Source organism: Pseudonocardia kujensis, assembly GCF_021283305.1.
Taxonomy (GTDB): Bacteria; Actinomycetota; Actinomycetes; order Mycobacteriales; family Pseudonocardiaceae; genus Pseudonocardia; species Pseudonocardia kujensis.
The window spans coordinates 39,937-56,244 of sequence record NZ_JAJSOK010000003.1; the positions used below are offsets into that span (position 1 = coordinate 39,937).

The following is a 16,308-nucleotide window of genomic DNA, read 5'->3' on the forward strand; positions in this document are numbered from 1 at the left end:
CTCGCCCGGGCCATTGGCCGCCGACAGACTGCCGCTACCGCGCGCCGACGGCGACCACGAGGCAATCCGGATCCTGCTCGGGGCCCGTCGCGAGCTGACGACCTACCCGCCCCGGATGAGCCACCGGCTCCATGCTTGCTCCTGACCGGAGACGACTCGGACCGAGCCCTCGCACGGGGCCAATGAGCCCACCGCGGCTGGCCACCATCGCCTGCCGCGGAGGCCGGGGCGAGTCCCGCGAGCAGGCGGTGCGCCGCGCCGACGTACGTCGTCTGGCGCTCGCGATCCGCGACGCCGACGTCGACGTCGAGCTCAATGGCAACAAGGCACAGCTCAAGCAGCTCGTCGACGAGCTGGCCCCCGGCCTGACGCACAAGGTCAGCGTCGGCCGCTCAGCGCGGCCCAGGCGATTGTGTCGTGCGCACATCGGGGCCGCTGCCACAACGACGCCGCCTTCGCCGCGTTGGCAGGGGCCAGCCCACTGCCGGCCAGCAGCGGCCGGATAGTGCGACATCGGCTCACCCGCGGCCGCCAGCTCAACCGGGCACTGCACGACGTCGGCGAGCACGGCTGCGCGTATTTCCTCGGCAAGGACGACTGTACCGATGATCGGCACACTGTTTCTTTCTGTGACCGCTTCCGCTTACAGTCTCCGCAGCCGTCAACCACGAGCGCGGTGCGACACCGACGCGAAGGAGCAACGATGCCCATGGCGAATCCCGCCCCTGAGGCCGCGCTGGCCCAGCAGATCGCCACCCTCCGCTACGACGACCTCCCTGCCCCGGTCGTCACGGTGGCCACTCAATGCCTGCTCGACGTGCTGGGGGTCACCATCGCCGGGGCGTCGGAGCCGACCGTCGCCCGACTCCGGGACACGCTGTGGGCCACGGGGATAGCTCCGGGCAAGGCGACCGTCGTCGGAGACGGTCGGCGCACCAGAGCAACCGAGGCTGCGCTGCTCAACGGCACGGCGGGCCATGCCTTGGACTTCGACGACGTCGCGGGGGCGATATCCGCCCACCCGTCGGTGGCAGTGTTCCCCGCGGTCCTCGCGCTCGCCGAGGAGTGCAGCGCGAGCGGCCGGGCGCTGCTGACCGCGTTCGTCGCCGGGTACGAGACCGAGGTTCGGGTGGGCCTCGCGCTCGGCACGAGCCACTACGCACGTGGCTTCCACACCACCGCGACGGTGGGCGCACTCGGCGCCGCCGCCGCGGCGGCCCACCTACTGGAACTCGACGCCGCACACACCGCGACCGCCCTCGGCATCGCCGCCACACAGACCGGCGGCCTCAAGGGCATGTTCGGCACCGACTGCAAGCCCTTCCATGCCGGCCGCGCATCTTCGGCCGGGGTGCTGGCGGCGCAGCTCGCCGCGGGCGGCTTCACCGCGACCCCCGGCTTCCTGAGCCACCCGCAGACGATGGGCGACGCGCTCTCCGAGGAACCCGACTCCGCGCAGCTCACGGTGCCGTTCGCCGATCGGTGGCACGTGCCCGACACCCTGTTCAAGGCCCACGCAGCCTGCTACCTGACACACGGCGCGATCGAGGCCGCGCTCGCCCTGCGGTCGATCGTCGCTCCAGCCGATGTCGACCGGATCGAGGTGCGGGTGCCTCCCGGCCACCTAGCGGCGTGCAACATCCTCGATCCACAGACCCGCCTGCAGGCCAAGTTCAGCCTACGCTTCGTCACGGCTGCGGCACTGAGCACCGGCCGCACGGACGAGTCGACCTTCGACGACGCCCGCCTGTGGGACGACCGACTGCGCCTGCTTGCCGCGCGGGTGGACGTCGTCCCCGACTCGACCGTCGCTCCCTACGCCGCGGTGCTCACAGCGACCACCCGCGACGGCGGACGGCACCGACTGTCCCGGGACACCGGTCGTCCACGATGGACCCGCGATCCGGCCGAGCAGCAGGACTTGCTCGTGACGAAGTTCCGTGCACTCGTCGAACCGGTTTTCGGACCGGTGGAGACCGAACGCCTCCTCGACGCCCTGGCCGACCTGCCCCGCCTCGCCCGGGCGACCGATCTGCTCCCGCAGGCTGGGCACTCGGCACCGACCCCCTGACCCTTCGCGGACGACGGACGCGACGATGTGCTCCAGCATGGAAGCGATCATGACCTTCGGTTCCACAGATTCCTCGGCATCTGCAAATCACAGCGATCCCGCGCGGCGGATGGTGCCGCCGCCAGCTCGTCGCGGGTACGGTCGGTCGCCTTGCTGTGCTGCCAGAGCACCGTCTACAGTAGATCAGTAGCCGATGATGTTCCCGGTCAAGCACTCGCTGCGCACCCACACCAGCGCCCCCGACCGAGCGGCTCGCCGCGGCGGCGTCGCCGTACACCAGCGCCAGGTGCTCGGTGCCGTCGAGCGTGGAGACGCTTCCCCATTTCTCAGCCTTGCCCGGTGCATCCCGATCAACCGTATTACGGTTCCCAGAACGTCGGCCCGGTCCCTGCCCGCCCCATCCCCGGCAGCCGCAGCCTCAGCCGTACGGCCAGCAGTGGGCGCCGCCGCGGCAACCGCAACCGCAACAGTTCGGCTTCACCGGTGGCCACCAGCAGCCGCCACAGATCCCCACGCAGCGCAGCACCGAGCCGACGCCGTCGAAGAAGCGGAAGAAGTGGCCGTGGATCGTCGGAGCACTCATCCTCGTCCCGATCCTCGCCTTCGCCGGCTGCACCGCTGTAGTGGGCGGCGCCGTGAAGGCGGTGGACGATGCTCGCCAGGGTGGCTCGGTCGGATTCGGCGAGATGTTCTACTACTCGTCCAAGGTCGGGCTCATGGTTGCCGCCCCTACGCCGCACAACCCCGGGAACCAATACATCGTTGGTCGAGGCGAGCAGGGTTGGGAGTCGACCGTCACGATCACCAACGGCAGCAGCCATCCCGTGGGCGCCAGTCTGGTCACAATGAACGCGACCGTGAACGGGGCGCCGGCCGAGCGCTACTTCGGCGACGGCGCCGACCTGGCAACGCAAGACATCGCGCCGGGACAGTCCCTGCGGCTGCCCTTCCGCTTCAAGACCAAGAAGGGCGCCACCGGGCCCCTGCATATCGCGGTCGCTGCCGAGTTCAACGAACCAGTGTTCTTCAACGGCACTCCCAGCTGAACGAGAAGCTCCATGGAGCGCACTCCTGGTGCTGATCCGGCAGTCGTCGGATCAGCACCAGGAGGCCGCCTCCGGCGTCGCGGGAGCACCCGCCTGCAGCTCAGCCCGCGGCGGAACCAGACGGAGTCAGGATCCGCCGAAGACGATCCGTGTTAGCGCGTGTACATGAGGTGCATGCTCGCGCTGACGTCGATCATCTCGAGGTAGCGGTCGAGCAACTGATTCACCGTCGCCGACGTCCGCGGGTTCCGGCGCTCGTCGACCTCGTTGACGATCCGCGTGCGCGCTGCCTCGGCCCGCGCCCGAGCATCCGGGCCGGCCGGGATGATCTCGACAAGGCGGTGCCGCTTTCCCGTGACGACGGCGTAGCCGGCGTGCACACGTACTCGCAGCCCGCCGTCCGGCAGACGATCGATGCTCCCCCGCACGCGCTTCCGGCCCGCCCGCGATGACCCCATACGGCCGACACTATGGCGGTTGGGGTCAGGACCCGCTGGCACTGAGCGTGTCGCGCCAGCATCCGAACTGGTCGGAGAGGGTGGGCGCGGCAGGGATCGAACCTGCGACCGCTCGGGTGTAGAGCGAGTGATACTCCCCTCCTAGGGCTCCTACCAGTGACAACGCAGTCGCGAAATCCCTCTAAAATACCTTCGGTAGCACCTTAAATCGGGATTTCATGACATGAATGGTGTCATGCCGACGGCTCGGATCACCCGCCGGAAGTTGTTGGCAGCTTGTAGCTCGCACGACCTTCGCACAGATGAGCGGTCAAAGCTCCCGCACGATCACTCGCCCACTTCCGGTCCTTGGGTACGAGGGATGCTTCCGGAGCTCGTCCGGGGCACCACAGCTGCCGAAGAGCTCGCGACACCAGGCCCGGAAGCCGCTCTCCTCGTAGCCCGCAGCCGGGATCATGTGGGTGAGCACGACAGCGTCGAGGGCTTCGTCCGGACGGGCCGTTACGGCGACGTCGCGGACGAGCGGGCAGGCCTGGAGGTCGATCTCCCGCGCGGAGGTCGAGAGGTTCTCCCGCCGCGTCCGGATGATGCGCATGCCGCGGCCGCGAAACTCGAAGCGACCGTTCGCGTGCCGGAGCCTGATGTTTCGGCCGTTGCGCCGTCGTCAAGCTCCCGCGGCAAGCCGCCGAGGACGCCGGTCATGGACTCCGTCTGTCCGTAGATATGGCGAATGTGGATCTCGGGGACCAGCCGTCCCACTCCCGCCCGTCCACTCTGCTCAGGGTCATCCCGTCGTGGACGACGCGAAGTTGGCCCGGGTCGACTGGTTGCCCGAAGCCCACGGCGCGGTGCAGCGCCCTCCGCAGGGGCGGGGGCGACCCCTCGAGGCGATCGTGGCGTGGGCGGAAGGAGAGTCAGCGCATGTGCCAGATGGGGTCCCGCTTCTCCCGGAAGGCCGAGACGCCCTCCCGAATGTCCTCGGTAGTGAAGGCCAGGGCAAGGCGGGAGCGCAGCGCGTCGAGGGCCTCGGGCAGCGCCATGTCCCTGGTCGCGGCGATCGCCTCCTTGCCCAGTTTCATGAGGAGGGGCGACTTCGCCGCGACCTTCCTCGCCCACTCCCGCACCGTGGCGTCGAAGTCCTCGGCCTCGACGACGACGTTGACGAACCCCAGCCGGGCCGCCTCGTCGGCGTCGACCGGGTCGCCCAACATCATCAGCTCGTTGGCCTTCATCCGGTCGATCGAGCGGTAGATGAGCGCGGAGATCATGAAGGGCAAGACGCCGACGTTGATCTCCGGGCAGCCGAAGCGGACACCGCGCCGGGCGATCACCAGGTCGCAGGCCAGGGCGAGCCCGAACGCGCCCGCGAGCACGTCTCCACCCGCGGCGCAGATCACGGGCTTGCCCAGCTCGCCGAGCAGGGTGAACAGGCGCGGGAACCGGTCCAGCCCCGCGTACTTCTCGATGGTCGGGGCGTCGGCGGCGAAGGCCTTGAGGTCACCGCCGGCCGAGAAGACCCGGTCGTGGGCGGAGGCGAGCACCACCACGCGGACGTCGGCGTCCGCACGCGCGCGCTCGAGAGCGGCCAGCAGGCCGTCGAGCAGCTCGTCGCTCAGCGCGTTGCGGGCCTCGGGCCGGTCGAGGGTGAGCGTGCCGACGCCGTGCCCGTCGACCGCGTAGCGGATCGGCGGGGTCACAGGTCGAGCTTCAGTCGTGCGCAGGCGGCGCGCGAGACGCAGACCATCATGCTGCAGTTCTCCTCCCGCTCCTCGGGGGTCAGGACGGTGTCCCGGTGGTCGGCCTCCCCCGCGACGATCTCGACCTCGCAGGTGCCACAGGTGCCCTCCTCGCAGGAGGACAGGATGTCGATTCCCGCCTCGGCCAGGACGACCAGCGCGGACCTGTCGGCGGGCACCGTGAGGACCCGGCCGTCGGCGAGCTCGATCTCGAACGGTGTGTCGCCGCTCGTGTCGATGTCCTGCGGGGCGAAGCGCTCCACATGCAGGCTTCCCGTGGGCCAGTGGGCTGCGCAGTGCTCCTCCAAGGCCCGCAGTAGCGGTTCGGGACCGCAGGCGTAGACCGCGGTCCCCGTCGTGGGCTCACCGAGGGCGTCCGCCAGGTCGATCAGGCCCCGCTCGTCCTGCGGCCACAGCCGCACGTGTGGCCCCAGCGCGGCGAGCCGGTCGGCGTAGGCCATCGACTCGCGCCGGCGGCCGCCGTAGACCAGCGTCCAGGGCTTCCCGGCGCGGTCCAGCTCGCCGATCATGGCCAGGATCGGGGTGATCCCGATGCCGCCCGCCACGAAGACGTGCCGCTCGGCGGGCTCGAGGTGGAAGTGGTTGCGCGGCCCGCGGACCTCGACCTCCGACCCCGCCTGCAGCGTCTCGTGGATCCGCCGCGACCCGCCGCGCCCCTCGGGCTCGAGCAGCACGGCGACGGTGTACCGGGTCCGGTCCTCGGGGTCGCCGCAGAGCGAGTACTGGCGCACCAGTCCGTCGTCCCAGGCCAGGTCGATGTGGGCGCCGGGCCGCCACGGCGGCACCGGCCCCTCCCCCGTTGGGACCAGGGTCAGCTCGACGACCCCGTCGGCGAGCTCTGCCCGCGCCTCGACCCGCGCCCGGAACCGCGCCTCCTCCAGCGTCAGACCCGTGTTCGCTCTCGATTGTACCGTCGTGTTCGTCATCCCCGCCCACCGGTCTCGGGTGCCGGCGCGGCCTCGCCGCTCCCGAACGTTTCGGGCCGATGATATAAAGGTCTGGCCAAAACTCAAGACGACACCTTAGGCTCGGACTCGCGGGCCACCGAGCACGTCGCGAGGTGTCGTGTCAGCCGTTCCACGTCTCTCATCGCCGAGGAAGGGGCATCATGAAGCCCGAGGAGTTCACCGACGTCGTCTACGAGGTCGACAACGGTCTCGCCTGGATCACGATCAACCGGCCGGAGCGGTACAACGCCTTCCGCGCCCGCACCGTCGATGAGCTCGTGCACGCGTTCAAGGTCGCCTGGGCGGACGACGAGGTGGGCGTCATCGCGCTGACCGGCGCCGGTGAGAAGGCCTTCTGCTCCGGCGGAGACCAGAAGCAGCGCATGGAGTCCGGCGACTACGGCCCGTCGGAGACCGGCTTGTTCGAGGTCGAGGCCCTGCACCGGGTGATCCGCGACGTGCCCAAGCCGGTCGTCGCGGCCGTGAACGGCATCGCGATCGGCGGCGGCCACGTGCTGCACGTGCTCGCCGACCTGACCATCGCCGCCGACACCGCGACCTTCGGACAGAACGGGCCGCGGGTCGGGTCGTTCGACGCCGGCCTCGGCTCCGGGTACCTCGCCCGCGTGGTCGGTGAGAAGCGCGCCCGCGAGATCTGGTTCATGCTGCGCAGGCTCTCCGCCGAGGAGGCCCTGGACTGGGGCCTGGTGAACAAGGTCGTCCCCGCCGCCGAGCTGCACGACGCGGTCCGCGAGTGGGCGGACACCATGAACTCCTACTCTCCCACCGCGCTCAAGGTGCTCAAGCAGTCGTTCAACACCGACACCGAGCACCTGATCAGCATCGGCAACATGGCCTACACCACGCTGAAGCTCTTCGGCGAGACGGAGGAGGCCAAGGAGGGCATCACCGCATTCAACGAGAAGCGGCAGCCCAAGTTCGGCAACTACCGCACGCACTGATGCGGCTCTCCCCGGAACAGACCAGCTTCGCCGCCGAGGTTCGCGCGTTCTGCGAGCGCGAGTGCGGCACCGCGGCGCAGCGCGACGCCCTCACCGCGGGTGGGACCGAGACCAACAGCCCCGAGCTGCTGCGCCGGCTCGCGGCGCAGGGCTGGCTCGGCATCTCGCTGCCGGAGTCCGACGGCGGGCTCGGCGGCACGTTCGTCGACGAGTGCCTGTTCCTGGAGGAGACGACGCGCGGCCTCGCCCCGATCTCGGCCTACTCCACCGGCCTGACGGCGGCGCAGACCTATCTGCTCGTCGGCTCCCCGGAGCAGCGCCGCACGATCGTGGAGAACCTGGTCGCCGGCGGGATCGAGGCCATCGCGCTGTCCGAGCCGGGGGCCGGGACCGACCTGGCCTCCGCTCGGCTGCGGGCCCGGCGGGACGGTGCAGGCTGGGTGCTCGACGGCCAGAAGACGTGGACCTCCGTCGCCCACCTCGCGGACCACCTGCTGCTCCTCGCGCGCACGGACACGAGCGGGCCCAAGCACAAGGGCCTGACCCTGTTCACGGTCCCGACCACAACCCCGGGCCTCGCGATCCGCGGTATCGACACGATGGAGGGGCACGTCGTGAACGACGTGTTCCTCACCGACGTCCGTCTGCCCGCGGACGCGGTGGTCGGCACCGAGGGTGCGGCCTGGGAGCACCTCAACCGCGGGCTCGGCGTCGAGCGGGTGATCATCGCCGCGATGTCCGTCGGGGCAGCCCAGCGCTCGCTGGACGACGTCGTCGCCTACACCGGCGAGCGGGAGCAGTTCGGCCGGACCATCGGCTCCTTCCAGGCGGTCCGGCACCGGCTCGCCGAGCTGGCGACCGAGATCGAGCACTGCCGGGCCTTCGTCCACGACGTGGCCGAGCGTATCGACGCGGGCGAGGAGGCCGACCTCGGCACCCGCTCGTCCATGGCCAAGCTGAAGAGCACCGAGACCGCCAAGCAGGCCGCGCTGGAGGCCATGCAGCTCATGGGCGGATACGGCTACGCCCGCGAGTACGGGATGGAAGCCCAGGTCCGGCGGGCGCTGGCCCCACCCATCTACGGCGGCACGAACGAGATCCAACGCGAGATCATCAGCCGTGGCCTGCGGGCCCCGGCGAAGGAGCGGACATGACCACCTCGAAGAAGAGCCCGTTCGCGCCGGATCTGCTCGCCGGCCACCGCGTCCTGATCACCGGCGGCGGGACCGGGCTGGGCCGCGGGGTCGCCCGGCACCTGGTCGACCACGGCGCCTCGGTACACCTGTGGGGCCGCCGCAAGGGCGTGCTGGAGGAGGCCGCGGCGGAGGCGTCCGAATCGCGGCCGGGCTCGGTGCACGTGCAGACCGTCGACGTCCGGGACGGCGAGGGCGTCGACGCCGCGATGGGCGTCCTCTGGGAGGAGCACGGCCCGCTCACCGGGGTGATCAACAACGCCGCGGCCAACTTCATCGCCCCGACCGAGTCGCTGAGCCCGCGGGCCTTCGACGCGGTGAGCAGCACGGTGATGAAGGGCTCGTTCCACACCACGAACGCGGCGGGCAAGCGCTGGATCGCCGCGGGCCTGCCCGGCAACGTGCTGTCCACCCTGACCACCTGGGTGTGGACAGGCTCGGCGTTCGTCACACCCTCGGCGATGGCCAAGGCCGCCGTGCACTCCATGACGATGTCGCTGGCCGTCGAGTGGGCGCGATACGGGATCCGGCTCAACGCGCTGGCCCCCGGCCCGATCCCCACCGACTACGCCTGGGAGATGCTCAACCCGACGGAGAAGAGCTCCGTCGGCGCTACGCAGATCGACCAGGTCCCGATGGGCCGCACCGGCACCGTCGAGGAGCTGGCGCACCTCACGATCTTCCTCCTCTCCGACGCCTGCGACTACCTGACCGGCCAGACCATCGCCATGGACGGCGGCCAGATGCTCGCGGGCCCGGGCACCTTCGCGGGACTGACCGCGATGAGCGCCGAGGACTGGGCGGCGGCGAAGGAGAAGAGCAAAGCGGCCTCGGCCGCCAGCAAGGCGCAGCGCACGTCATAGACCTCGCAGGTGCCACGACAGCAAAGGAGCTGACCGATCGTGACGAACGTAGGCGGAATCACCGAACGACCGCCCTCCCTGCAGGACCACCCGTCCGACGCGTTGCTCGCGGAGGTGCGGGAGCGCTATCCCACCGACCAGCCGAGCCAGGACGCGCTCGACCAGAAGTACGCCCGGCGCCGGGGACCCGGCTGGTCCCCGACGCCGTTGGAGACGATCGCCGACTCTGTGCGCAAGTGGATGCGCCACGAGGTCGGGCCCGATGTGGAGGTCACCGACGTCCGATGGCTCACCGGCGGCGCCTCGAAGATCCAGGCGGCGTTCACCCTGCGCCCCGGGGACGGGACCGAGCAGCGGTTGCTGGTGCGGATGGACCCGCCCGAGACCATCAACTGTACGAACAAGCGGACCGAGTTCGCGGTCATGCGCGCGGTCCGGGACCACCTGCCCGTTCCCGACGCCTGCTGGATCGACGCCGAGGCCGAGTACCTCCCGGAGCCCGCGCTGATCTGCGGTTTCGCCGAGGGCGTGACGAAGCCGCGGGCCGCGACGACCGGCCAGGTCTCGGGGCTGGGCACGAACTTCGGCCCTGCGCTGCGCCCGTCCCTGGCGGCGGACTTCGTCGCCCACCTGGGAACGTTGCACACCATGCCGATCGACGCGCTGCGGCCGCCCGACGCGGTGGCCCCGCGGGTGGGGAGCACCGAGAACGCGTTGTGGCGCTTGAACTTCGAGCGCCAGCTCTGGGAGCTCGACCGCGCCGAGGACGTCCCGGTGATGGAGGTCGCGGGGGCCTGGCTCGAGCGCAACGCGCCCGCGCTGGACCGGGCGAGCGTGGTGCACGGCGACTACCGCAGCGGCAACTTCCTCTTCGACGAGTCGACCGGCCGGATCAGTGCGGTCCTGGACTGGGAGTCCGCGCACCTGGGTGACCGGCATGCCGACCTCGCCTACTGCACCCAGCGGCTCTACGGGCACTACGCCGAGGACGGTCGGACGTTCCTGGCCAGCGGCCTGCTGCCCGCCGAGGACCTCTACGAGGCGTACCGCCGGACCTCGGGCCTGGAGATCGACCACGACCGCATCCGGTGGTACCGGATGCTTGCCACGTATGCCGCGATCGTGAAGACCCTGGCGACGTCGGTCCGCGTCGCCCGGCTGGGCCGCTCGCACCAGGACGTGCTGCTGACCCGGCTCGAGGGGGTCGTCCCGGTCCTGCTCGGCCAACTCGCCGTGATGCTCGAGGAGGTGCTCTGACATGGACCGCACCAGTATGGCGAGCCGGGCGGCCTGTAAGGCGATGACGGACACCGTGCTGCCCGCGCTGCTGGCCACCGGCGACAGCCAGGCCATCGAGCAGGCACACCTGGTGCGGGACTTCCTCGGCTACGCCGCGGACCGGGTCGACCTGGTGGACCGCCGCAACCGCTTCCACCTGCGAGCCGCGCTCGCGACCGCCGAGGCGGTGGAGGCACAGGGCGTCCTCCCCGCGGGCGAACCGGTGTGCGCGGCCGTCGCCGAGGGCAGGCGGGTACTGGCCGACCCCGACGCGGACGACCGGGCGGTGGTGGCCGCCCTCGCTGCCCTCGACGGCGCCCTCTGCGGGCTCGTCCGCAGGCTGGGCACGATGGCACCGGACGTGCGCGCGGCCGTCGAACGCGCCGTGGTCGCCGGCTCGCGGCCCCGGCTGGCGGCCGACCGCTCGTGGGTGGCGCCGCTCGGGTTCGACCCCGAACCTGCGACCATCCCGGACCTGCTCGGCGCGCTCGACGGCCGACGGGAGGACGCTTGATGGCGGTCGACGAGACGCGGCACGCGCTCACCCCGGGCGGGCATGACCGGGAGTCGCTGGTGTGGGCGGTTCCCCTGCCGGAGGAGAAGACGACCGTCGTCGTCTACACCTGGGTCAACGGCGACGACGTGGCCGGGGCCGCGGCGATGGTGTTCGGCAGCGCGGTCGGGGACCAGGTGTTCGAGGTCGTCGACGGGGTCGACGTCGGCCGGGCGGACTTCGCGGACTGGGCCGTCGGACCGCTGCACCTCGCGCTGCGCGCGGACGGGTCGTCGTCCGTCCGGTTCGCGGGCGAACAGGCACAGATCGAGCTGGAGTTCGTCGGGACCCACGAGGCCTACCCCTACAGCGAGCATGTCGAGGGCTGCCCGGGCTTCTTCGCCGACGACCGGGTCGAGCAGACCGGCCGAGTGACCGGACGGGCCAACATCGGCGGCCGGACCGTCGAGTTCGCGGCGGCGGGCCAGCGGGACCATTCGTGGGGCACCCGGGATTGGGCCGCGATGACGCACATGAAGTGGCTCAACGTCGTCACCGACGTCGACACGGTGCACCTCGTCGAGCTGCAGGCCTTCGGGCGTACGCACCTGCGGGGGTACCTCGTCCGCGACGGCGAGCTGTCCCCGCTGGCCACCGCCCACCTCGTCCCGGCGTTCGACCCCGACCTCTACTACCGCAGCGTCACGGGAACCGTGACCGACCGGCGCGGACGCACCGTGGAGCTCGCGCTCGACGCCGACCCCCACCACTTCACCTGGCAGGTGCACCCGCGCCTGCGCATCCACGACTCGATGCTCGCGGGCACGGCGAACGGCCTGCCCGCGGCGGCGTACGCGGACGCCTCCTGGGAGACCTGCTACGTCGAGTACCACCAGGCACGGTCCGCCGACCGGGCCGCTTCCGGACGACACGACCACTGAGGACGGTGACCGCATGGGCGCGGAGCCTTTCGACATCGAGGCGGCCCTGGCCCGCTACCGGGGTACCTACCCCGCGGGGGCAGAGGGGGACCGGCAGTTCCGGGACTCCCTCAAGACGTCGGTGGTCGAGACCACCGACGACTCGGTGTTGCGCAACCGGCTCTCCACCGAGGAGATCGACGACTTCCTCGCCTACACCGGGTGGAACCTCTGGGACCTGCTGGGCAAGCGCTCCACCGAGGGCGAGAACAGCTTGATCCCCCGGCAGGAGTACGAGACCGTCGCGTTCACGCAGCAATGGCTGCGATTCCCGCAGTTCTACGAGCGAATCACGGAGGCCGTCGGCGGGGCGGAGGGTGTGGTCGAGCTCGGCCGGACCGCCCGCCGCGAGCCCGCCAACAAACTGAACAACACCCGGGCCTGGGTCAACGTGTGCAGCCTGATGGGCCGCGGACTGCTGGTGGCTCTGCGGCAGCTCGACGCACACGACCAGCTGCACGAGCTCAACACCGCGATCCAGTTCCAGCGGCGGATCCAGCACGGCACCTACGGCGCGGGGCCCGGCTACGTGACCGGCCGCAACTACGAGGCGAGGGTCCTCGACCAGAGCTGGATCGACCGGTTCGCGGCCGAGGTCGAGAGCACCGAGGGTCGGCTGCAGGAGTGCAAGAAGTTCAACGCCGCGACAGAGCTGTTCGGCTTCCTGATGATGTTCGACACCCGGTCGTCGACCAACACCAGCGGCCCCTACCCGCTGCCCGACGGCAACGTGATGCTGGTCCGCGACCACTTCCTCTTCGAGGACCTCTACCCCTGGTCGGACGTCGCCTCGTCCATGCCCTACTGCGTCACCCAGGTCATGGTGTTCGACGGCGCGGCGGGCATCAACTACCGGATCAGCGACATCGGCACCACGTTCGTCGACAGGGGCGACTACCTCGACCACATGGTCGGGTTCTCGGTGTACGCCCGCGAGAAGTGGAACACCCCCGCCGCCGACCTGCGGTTGCTCACCGACGCCGAGGCCGCCGAGATCACCGCGGCCTCCCGCGGCGGACTCACCGCGCTCTACCGCCGGATCTCTCGGATGAGCAGGCGCGACCGGATCATGGCCGGGGTCCTCGTGTACACGCGCGAGATGATGGCACCCTTCGCCCGCGGTGCGGGCGTGTGGGACGAGTTCGTCGGCGCGCTGCAGTTCGACGAGCTGCACCGCGGCGCCTCGGCCGCCTATCACCCACTGACCACCGGCGACGCCAACGACCTGCTGCCTCGCGCCTTCATCCTGGGCGAGGCCTTCCCGCCCGTCGGTCACCGACCCACCTGGTGACCTCCACCGAAGAGGAGGACCGTCCACCGATGCTCACCGACCGCGACCGCCTGCGCCACACGATCTCGGGGCCGCACGCCCGCGAGAGCGTCGCCTACTGCCTGATCCTGCCCGAGCACGGCATCCTCGGGCACTGGTACACGTGGGTCAACGAACACGACGTCGCCGGCCGCGCCCTCGTCCTGCACAAGGAAGGGCCGGAACCGGTGCTGTTCAAGCATGTCGACGGACTTCCCGCGGGCGGGCAGAACTTCGACGACTGGACGCTCGACGGCATCCGGCTCACCGTCGGCGACGACCTGCAGCGGGCCTCCGCCGCCTTCCACGACGACGAGGTCGACCTCGAGTTCACCTTCGAGGCCTACCACCCGGCATTCGACTACGCGCAGAACGCCGAGGGCTGCCCGACCTACCTCGCCGCCAACCGCTACGAGCAGTCCGGACGGATCCACGGCACGTTGGCCTGGAACGGCGAACGCATCGAGTTCGACGGGCCGGGCCACCGCGACCAGTCCTGGGGCACCCGGGACTGGGACGCCATCCACCACTACAAGTGGCTGGCGGTCGCAGGTGAGGACATCTCCTGCAACCTGATGGTGACCATGGCACACGGTGAGCTGGACACCAACGGCTACGTCTACCGGGACGGGCAGCAGTCCCCCGTCACGTCGGCGCAGGTCACCACGGGCTGGGGTGAGGACTGGGTGCAGGACAAGGTGCAGGTCACGGTGCACGACGACGCGGGGCGCACCACGGACATCGACATGTCCCGCTACAGCCTCGCCCGCTGGGACGTCTCCCCCACCTTCAACTTCACCGATACCGGCTTCACCGGCACGATGGCGGGCGCGCCGGTCCGGGCGTACGTGGAATACACCTGGCCGCGTGTGTACCTCGACCACCTGCTGGAGAAGTAGCCCGACGACGACAGGGGCCGACCCGGCGGGTCGGCCCCTGTCGTCGTGCGTGGCTCAGATGTCCGCGGTCGCCGCCGCCCGGTCGAGGAACGAGGTGACCAGCGCGGGGTCGGCGAAGTACTCGTCGCCGAGACCGGCCTTGGTGCGGCGGTGCTTGTACTCGAACAGCACCGCGAGCTTCCACAGCGCCATCGTGGTGTACCAGCGCAGCTCGGAGAGGTCCCGCCCGGTGATCTCGGCGTAGCGGGCGGCGAGCTCCTCCCGGGTGAGGTACCCCTCCTCCAGGACGGCAGCCCCGAGCTCGGCGGTGGGCGTCATCGGCTCCCCCGCAACCGGCCAGGACGCGAGAAAGTTGCCCACGTCGAACAGCGGGTCCCCGAGGGTGGCCAGTTCCCAATCCAGCACCGCGGCGACGCGGCCGGGCGGCTCCGGGGCGAGGATGACGTTGCCGAGGCGGTAGTCGTTGTGCACGATCGTCGCCCCCGACTCGGCGGGCGCGTGGGCCTCGAGCCAGCCGTCGACCTCGGCGAACGCCTTGGGAGGGCGACCCTGCTCGTCCGCGACGAGCCTGCGCATCCGGGCCAGGTGGCGGCCGTTGAAGCCCTCCGGCCTGCCCATCTCGGACAGCCCGGCGGCCTTCCAGTCGACGTGGTGGATCTTGGCGAGGATGTCCACCATGCTCTCCCCGATCGCGCGCCGGCACGCGGGGTCGGCGAGTGGCGCCGGGGTCTCGGTCGTGACGACCGGCCCCGGCACGTGGCTCATCACGTAGAGCGGGACGTCGATCACCTCGTCCGCCTGCGCAGTCGCGAGCACCTCGGGGACCGGCACGCCGGTCCCGGCGAGCCCCTGCAGCAGCCGGGCCTCGCGGAGCATGTCGTGCGCGCCCGGGGGCAGCGGCGGGGGCGGCGGACGACGGACGACGACCTGCCTGCTCCCCGACACCAGGTAGGTCAGGTTGGAGTGCCCGTCCCCGATCTGCCGGGTGGTCAGCGGGCCCTCGCTGATCCCCTGCTCCTCCAGGAACCGTTGCAGCGCAGCGAGATCCGCGGCCGACCACTCCCAGGCGAGCGCCTCCTCGGTCACCGGTTCCTGCTCGCGACGAGGTGGTTGAGGTAGTCCCGGGACCAGTGCGTCTCCCACTGGCCCGCGCCGGGCTCGCCGTCGATCGTGGCGTCGCAAGCGGACTCCCAGATCTCGGTGGCCATCTTGTCGTTGGTGGGCAGCTTGATCAGCGCGTACCGGTCGAACGTCACTTCGGTGCGGCCGCCCGAGGTGTCCACGAGCGTGGCCTCGAGCCGCTTCTGCGACATGTCGTCGTGGTAGGTGGCCTTGTGCTCGATGTGCGACACCGGGATCGTGACGCCGTTCTTGAGCACGGACCCCGCGAAGCCCCACTCGCCGCCCGCGATCCAGATCCAGCCGTTGACCGCGTTGCCGGAGTCGGTGTAGGCGACGAACCACTTCCAGTGGTGCGGCACGCCCCAGTCCCGGTTGCCCCACGAGTGGTCGCGGTGCCCCATGCGGCGGTCCCACTCGACGCGGCGGCCCGCCACCTCCAGGAACCCGGACACCCGGCCCGTCTGCTCCAGGCGGTTCTGGGCGAACCACTCGGGCAGCCCGTCCGGGTTGGAGCGGTAGCTGAAAGCGTCCTGGACCGCCTCGAAGCGGTACTCCAGGCGGACCTTCTCGCTCTCGTAGGTCACCTCGGCGGTGCGCCGCAGCTCCGGCTGGCGGATCGACAGGCCCTTGAGCCGGAAGTCGTCCAGATCCATGTCCTCGGGCACGGAGCCGCCGTCGAGGTCCAGCGCGACCGGCTCGGCGTCCGGACCCCAGACCGAGACGTTGAACCCGGCCTTGCCGTGCGCTGTCAGGTACAGGTAGACCTGCAGCCCGAGCCGCTCCTCGGGCATGATCATCTCGTAGAACAGCGAGTCCCGCATCCGGCCGCCGGGCTCGGCGGGCCAGTGCCGCAGGTCGTCGCGCGGGCCGAACCCGGGGTCGGGGATGTGGACGGTCGGCTCGGTCTGGGTCGGGTCGGTCTGGGTCATG

The 16,308-nt window shown here is 70.6% G+C and carries 17 protein-coding genes; 11 read left to right on the forward strand and 6 right to left on the reverse strand.

What is annotated here, in order from left to right:
• The first annotated feature begins 248 nt into the window (after nucleotides 1-248).
• From LWC35_RS03205 to LWC35_RS03215, 3 genes are all read left to right on the forward strand, one after another.
• The gene (locus LWC35_RS03205) at nucleotides 249-506 is read left to right on the forward strand and encodes a hypothetical protein (protein ID WP_232868356.1); all 258 of its coding nucleotides are present in this window, start codon (nucleotides 249-251) and stop codon (nucleotides 504-506) included.
• Nucleotides 413-2,071, forward strand: a complete 1,659-nt coding sequence (locus LWC35_RS03210) for an MmgE/PrpD family protein (RefSeq protein ID WP_372462987.1) — start codon at nucleotides 413-415, stop codon at nucleotides 2,069-2,071. The genes LWC35_RS03205 and LWC35_RS03210 overlap by 94 nt, the downstream gene beginning before the upstream one ends.
• 293 nt (nucleotides 2,072-2,364) lie before the next feature.
• Complete coding sequence (locus LWC35_RS03215) at nucleotides 2,365-3,117, forward strand: hypothetical protein (protein ID WP_232868358.1); 753 nt, start codon at nucleotides 2,365-2,367, stop codon at nucleotides 3,115-3,117.
• 152 nt (nucleotides 3,118-3,269) lie between these two features.
• Here the strand turns inward: LWC35_RS03215 and LWC35_RS03220 are convergent, their stop codons facing one another.
• The 4 genes from LWC35_RS03220 to LWC35_RS03235 all read right to left on the reverse strand — a co-directional run bounded on the left by LWC35_RS03220 (nucleotide 3,270) and on the right by LWC35_RS03235 (nucleotide 6,258).
• Nucleotides 3,270-3,545, reverse strand: a complete 276-nt coding sequence (locus tag LWC35_RS03220) for a hypothetical protein (protein WP_232868359.1) — start codon at nucleotides 3,543-3,545, stop codon at nucleotides 3,270-3,272.
• Nucleotides 3,546-3,885: 340 nt separating this feature from the next.
• The gene (locus LWC35_RS03225) at nucleotides 3,886-4,170 is read right to left on the reverse strand and encodes a class I adenylate-forming enzyme family protein (RefSeq protein ID WP_232868360.1); all 285 of its coding nucleotides are present in this window, start codon (nucleotides 4,168-4,170) and stop codon (nucleotides 3,886-3,888) included.
• Nucleotides 4,171-4,489: 319 nt separating this feature from the next.
• Nucleotides 4,490-5,272 (reverse strand): enoyl-CoA hydratase/isomerase family protein, encoded by a 783-nt coding sequence (locus LWC35_RS03230; protein ID WP_232868361.1) that lies wholly within the window; start codon nucleotides 5,270-5,272, stop codon nucleotides 4,490-4,492.
• Nucleotides 5,269-6,258 (reverse strand): PDR/VanB family oxidoreductase, encoded by a 990-nt coding sequence (locus tag LWC35_RS03235; protein ID WP_232868362.1) that lies wholly within the window; start codon nucleotides 6,256-6,258, stop codon nucleotides 5,269-5,271. Before LWC35_RS03235 ends, LWC35_RS03230 begins: the two co-directional genes overlap by 4 nt.
• Nucleotides 6,259-6,440: 182 nt before the next feature.
• Here LWC35_RS03235 and LWC35_RS03240 point away from each other — a divergent pair, with 182 nt between their 5' ends.
• From LWC35_RS03240 to LWC35_RS03275, 8 genes are read left to right on the forward strand one after another with little or no spacing between them, the layout of a single operon-like run.
• Entirely contained in the window at nucleotides 6,441-7,241 is an 801-nt protein-coding gene (locus LWC35_RS03240) for an enoyl-CoA hydratase-related protein (protein ID WP_232868363.1), read from the forward strand.
• Nucleotides 7,241-8,395, forward strand: coding sequence for an acyl-CoA dehydrogenase family protein (locus LWC35_RS03245; protein WP_232868364.1), 1,155 nt, complete (start codon nucleotides 7,241-7,243; stop codon nucleotides 8,393-8,395). Before LWC35_RS03240 ends, LWC35_RS03245 begins: the two co-directional genes overlap by 1 nt.
• Nucleotides 8,392-9,297, forward strand: coding sequence for an SDR family oxidoreductase (locus LWC35_RS03250; protein ID WP_232868365.1), 906 nt, complete (start codon nucleotides 8,392-8,394; stop codon nucleotides 9,295-9,297). The genes LWC35_RS03245 and LWC35_RS03250 overlap by 4 nt, the downstream gene beginning before the upstream one ends.
• Before the next feature lie 39 nt (nucleotides 9,298-9,336).
• Entirely contained in the window at nucleotides 9,337-10,554 is a 1,218-nt protein-coding gene (locus LWC35_RS03255; protein WP_232868366.1) for a phosphotransferase family protein, read from the forward strand.
• Nucleotide 10,555: 1 nt separating this feature from the next.
• On the forward strand, nucleotides 10,556-11,089 hold the full coding sequence (locus LWC35_RS03260; protein WP_232868367.1) for a hypothetical protein: 534 nt from the start codon (nucleotides 10,556-10,558) through the stop codon (nucleotides 11,087-11,089).
• On the forward strand, nucleotides 11,089-12,009 hold the full coding sequence (locus LWC35_RS03265) for a DUF7064 domain-containing protein (protein WP_232868368.1): 921 nt from the start codon (nucleotides 11,089-11,091) through the stop codon (nucleotides 12,007-12,009). The genes LWC35_RS03260 and LWC35_RS03265 overlap by 1 nt, the downstream gene beginning before the upstream one ends.
• A gap of 13 nt (nucleotides 12,010-12,022) precedes the next feature.
• Nucleotides 12,023-13,339 (forward strand): hypothetical protein, encoded by a 1,317-nt coding sequence (locus tag LWC35_RS03270; protein ID WP_232868369.1) that lies wholly within the window; start codon nucleotides 12,023-12,025, stop codon nucleotides 13,337-13,339.
• A 29-nt stretch (nucleotides 13,340-13,368) separates the two neighbouring features.
• On the forward strand, nucleotides 13,369-14,256 hold the full coding sequence (locus LWC35_RS03275) for a DUF7064 domain-containing protein (RefSeq protein WP_232868370.1): 888 nt from the start codon (nucleotides 13,369-13,371) through the stop codon (nucleotides 14,254-14,256).
• A 54-nt stretch (nucleotides 14,257-14,310) separates the two neighbouring features.
• On the opposite strand, the gene LWC35_RS03280 is transcribed toward LWC35_RS03275, so the two are convergent.
• Both LWC35_RS03280 and LWC35_RS03285 read right to left on the reverse strand, forming a co-directional pair.
• Entirely contained in the window at nucleotides 14,311-15,342 is a 1,032-nt protein-coding gene (locus LWC35_RS03280; RefSeq protein WP_232868371.1) for a phosphotransferase family protein, read from the reverse strand.
• Nucleotides 15,339-16,307 (reverse strand): DUF7064 domain-containing protein, encoded by a 969-nt coding sequence (locus LWC35_RS03285; protein ID WP_232868372.1) that lies wholly within the window; start codon nucleotides 16,305-16,307, stop codon nucleotides 15,339-15,341. Before LWC35_RS03285 ends, LWC35_RS03280 begins: the two co-directional genes overlap by 4 nt.
• Between the last annotated feature and the right edge of the window lies 1 nt (nucleotide 16,308).

Bases quoted from the DNA above. Each gene is read 5' to 3' on its own strand.
- LWC35_RS03225 (WP_232868360.1), bottom strand. From the start codon at position 4,170: ATGCGCATCATCCGGACGCGGCGGGAGAACCTCTCGACCTCCGCGCGG.
- LWC35_RS03235 (WP_232868362.1), bottom strand. From the start codon at position 6,258: ATGACGAACACGACGGTACAATCGAGAGCGAACACGGGTCTGACGCTG.
- LWC35_RS03240 (WP_232868363.1), top strand. From the start codon at position 6,441: ATGAAGCCCGAGGAGTTCACCGACGTCGTCTACGAGGTCGACAACGGT.
- LWC35_RS03245 (WP_232868364.1), top strand. From the start codon at position 7,241: ATGCGGCTCTCCCCGGAACAGACCAGCTTCGCCGCCGAGGTTCGCGCG.
- LWC35_RS03250 (WP_232868365.1), top strand. From the start codon at position 8,392: ATGACCACCTCGAAGAAGAGCCCGTTCGCGCCGGATCTGCTCGCCGGC.
- LWC35_RS03260 (WP_232868367.1), top strand. From the start codon at position 10,556: ATGGACCGCACCAGTATGGCGAGCCGGGCGGCCTGTAAGGCGATGACG.
- LWC35_RS03265 (WP_232868368.1), top strand. From the start codon at position 11,089: ATGGCGGTCGACGAGACGCGGCACGCGCTCACCCCGGGCGGGCATGAC.
- LWC35_RS03270 (WP_232868369.1), top strand. From the start codon at position 12,023: ATGGGCGCGGAGCCTTTCGACATCGAGGCGGCCCTGGCCCGCTACCGG.
- LWC35_RS03275 (WP_232868370.1), top strand. From the start codon at position 13,369: ATGCTCACCGACCGCGACCGCCTGCGCCACACGATCTCGGGGCCGCAC.
- LWC35_RS03285 (WP_232868372.1), bottom strand. From the start codon at position 16,307: ATGACCCAGACCGACCCGACCCAGACCGAGCCGACCGTCCACATCCCC.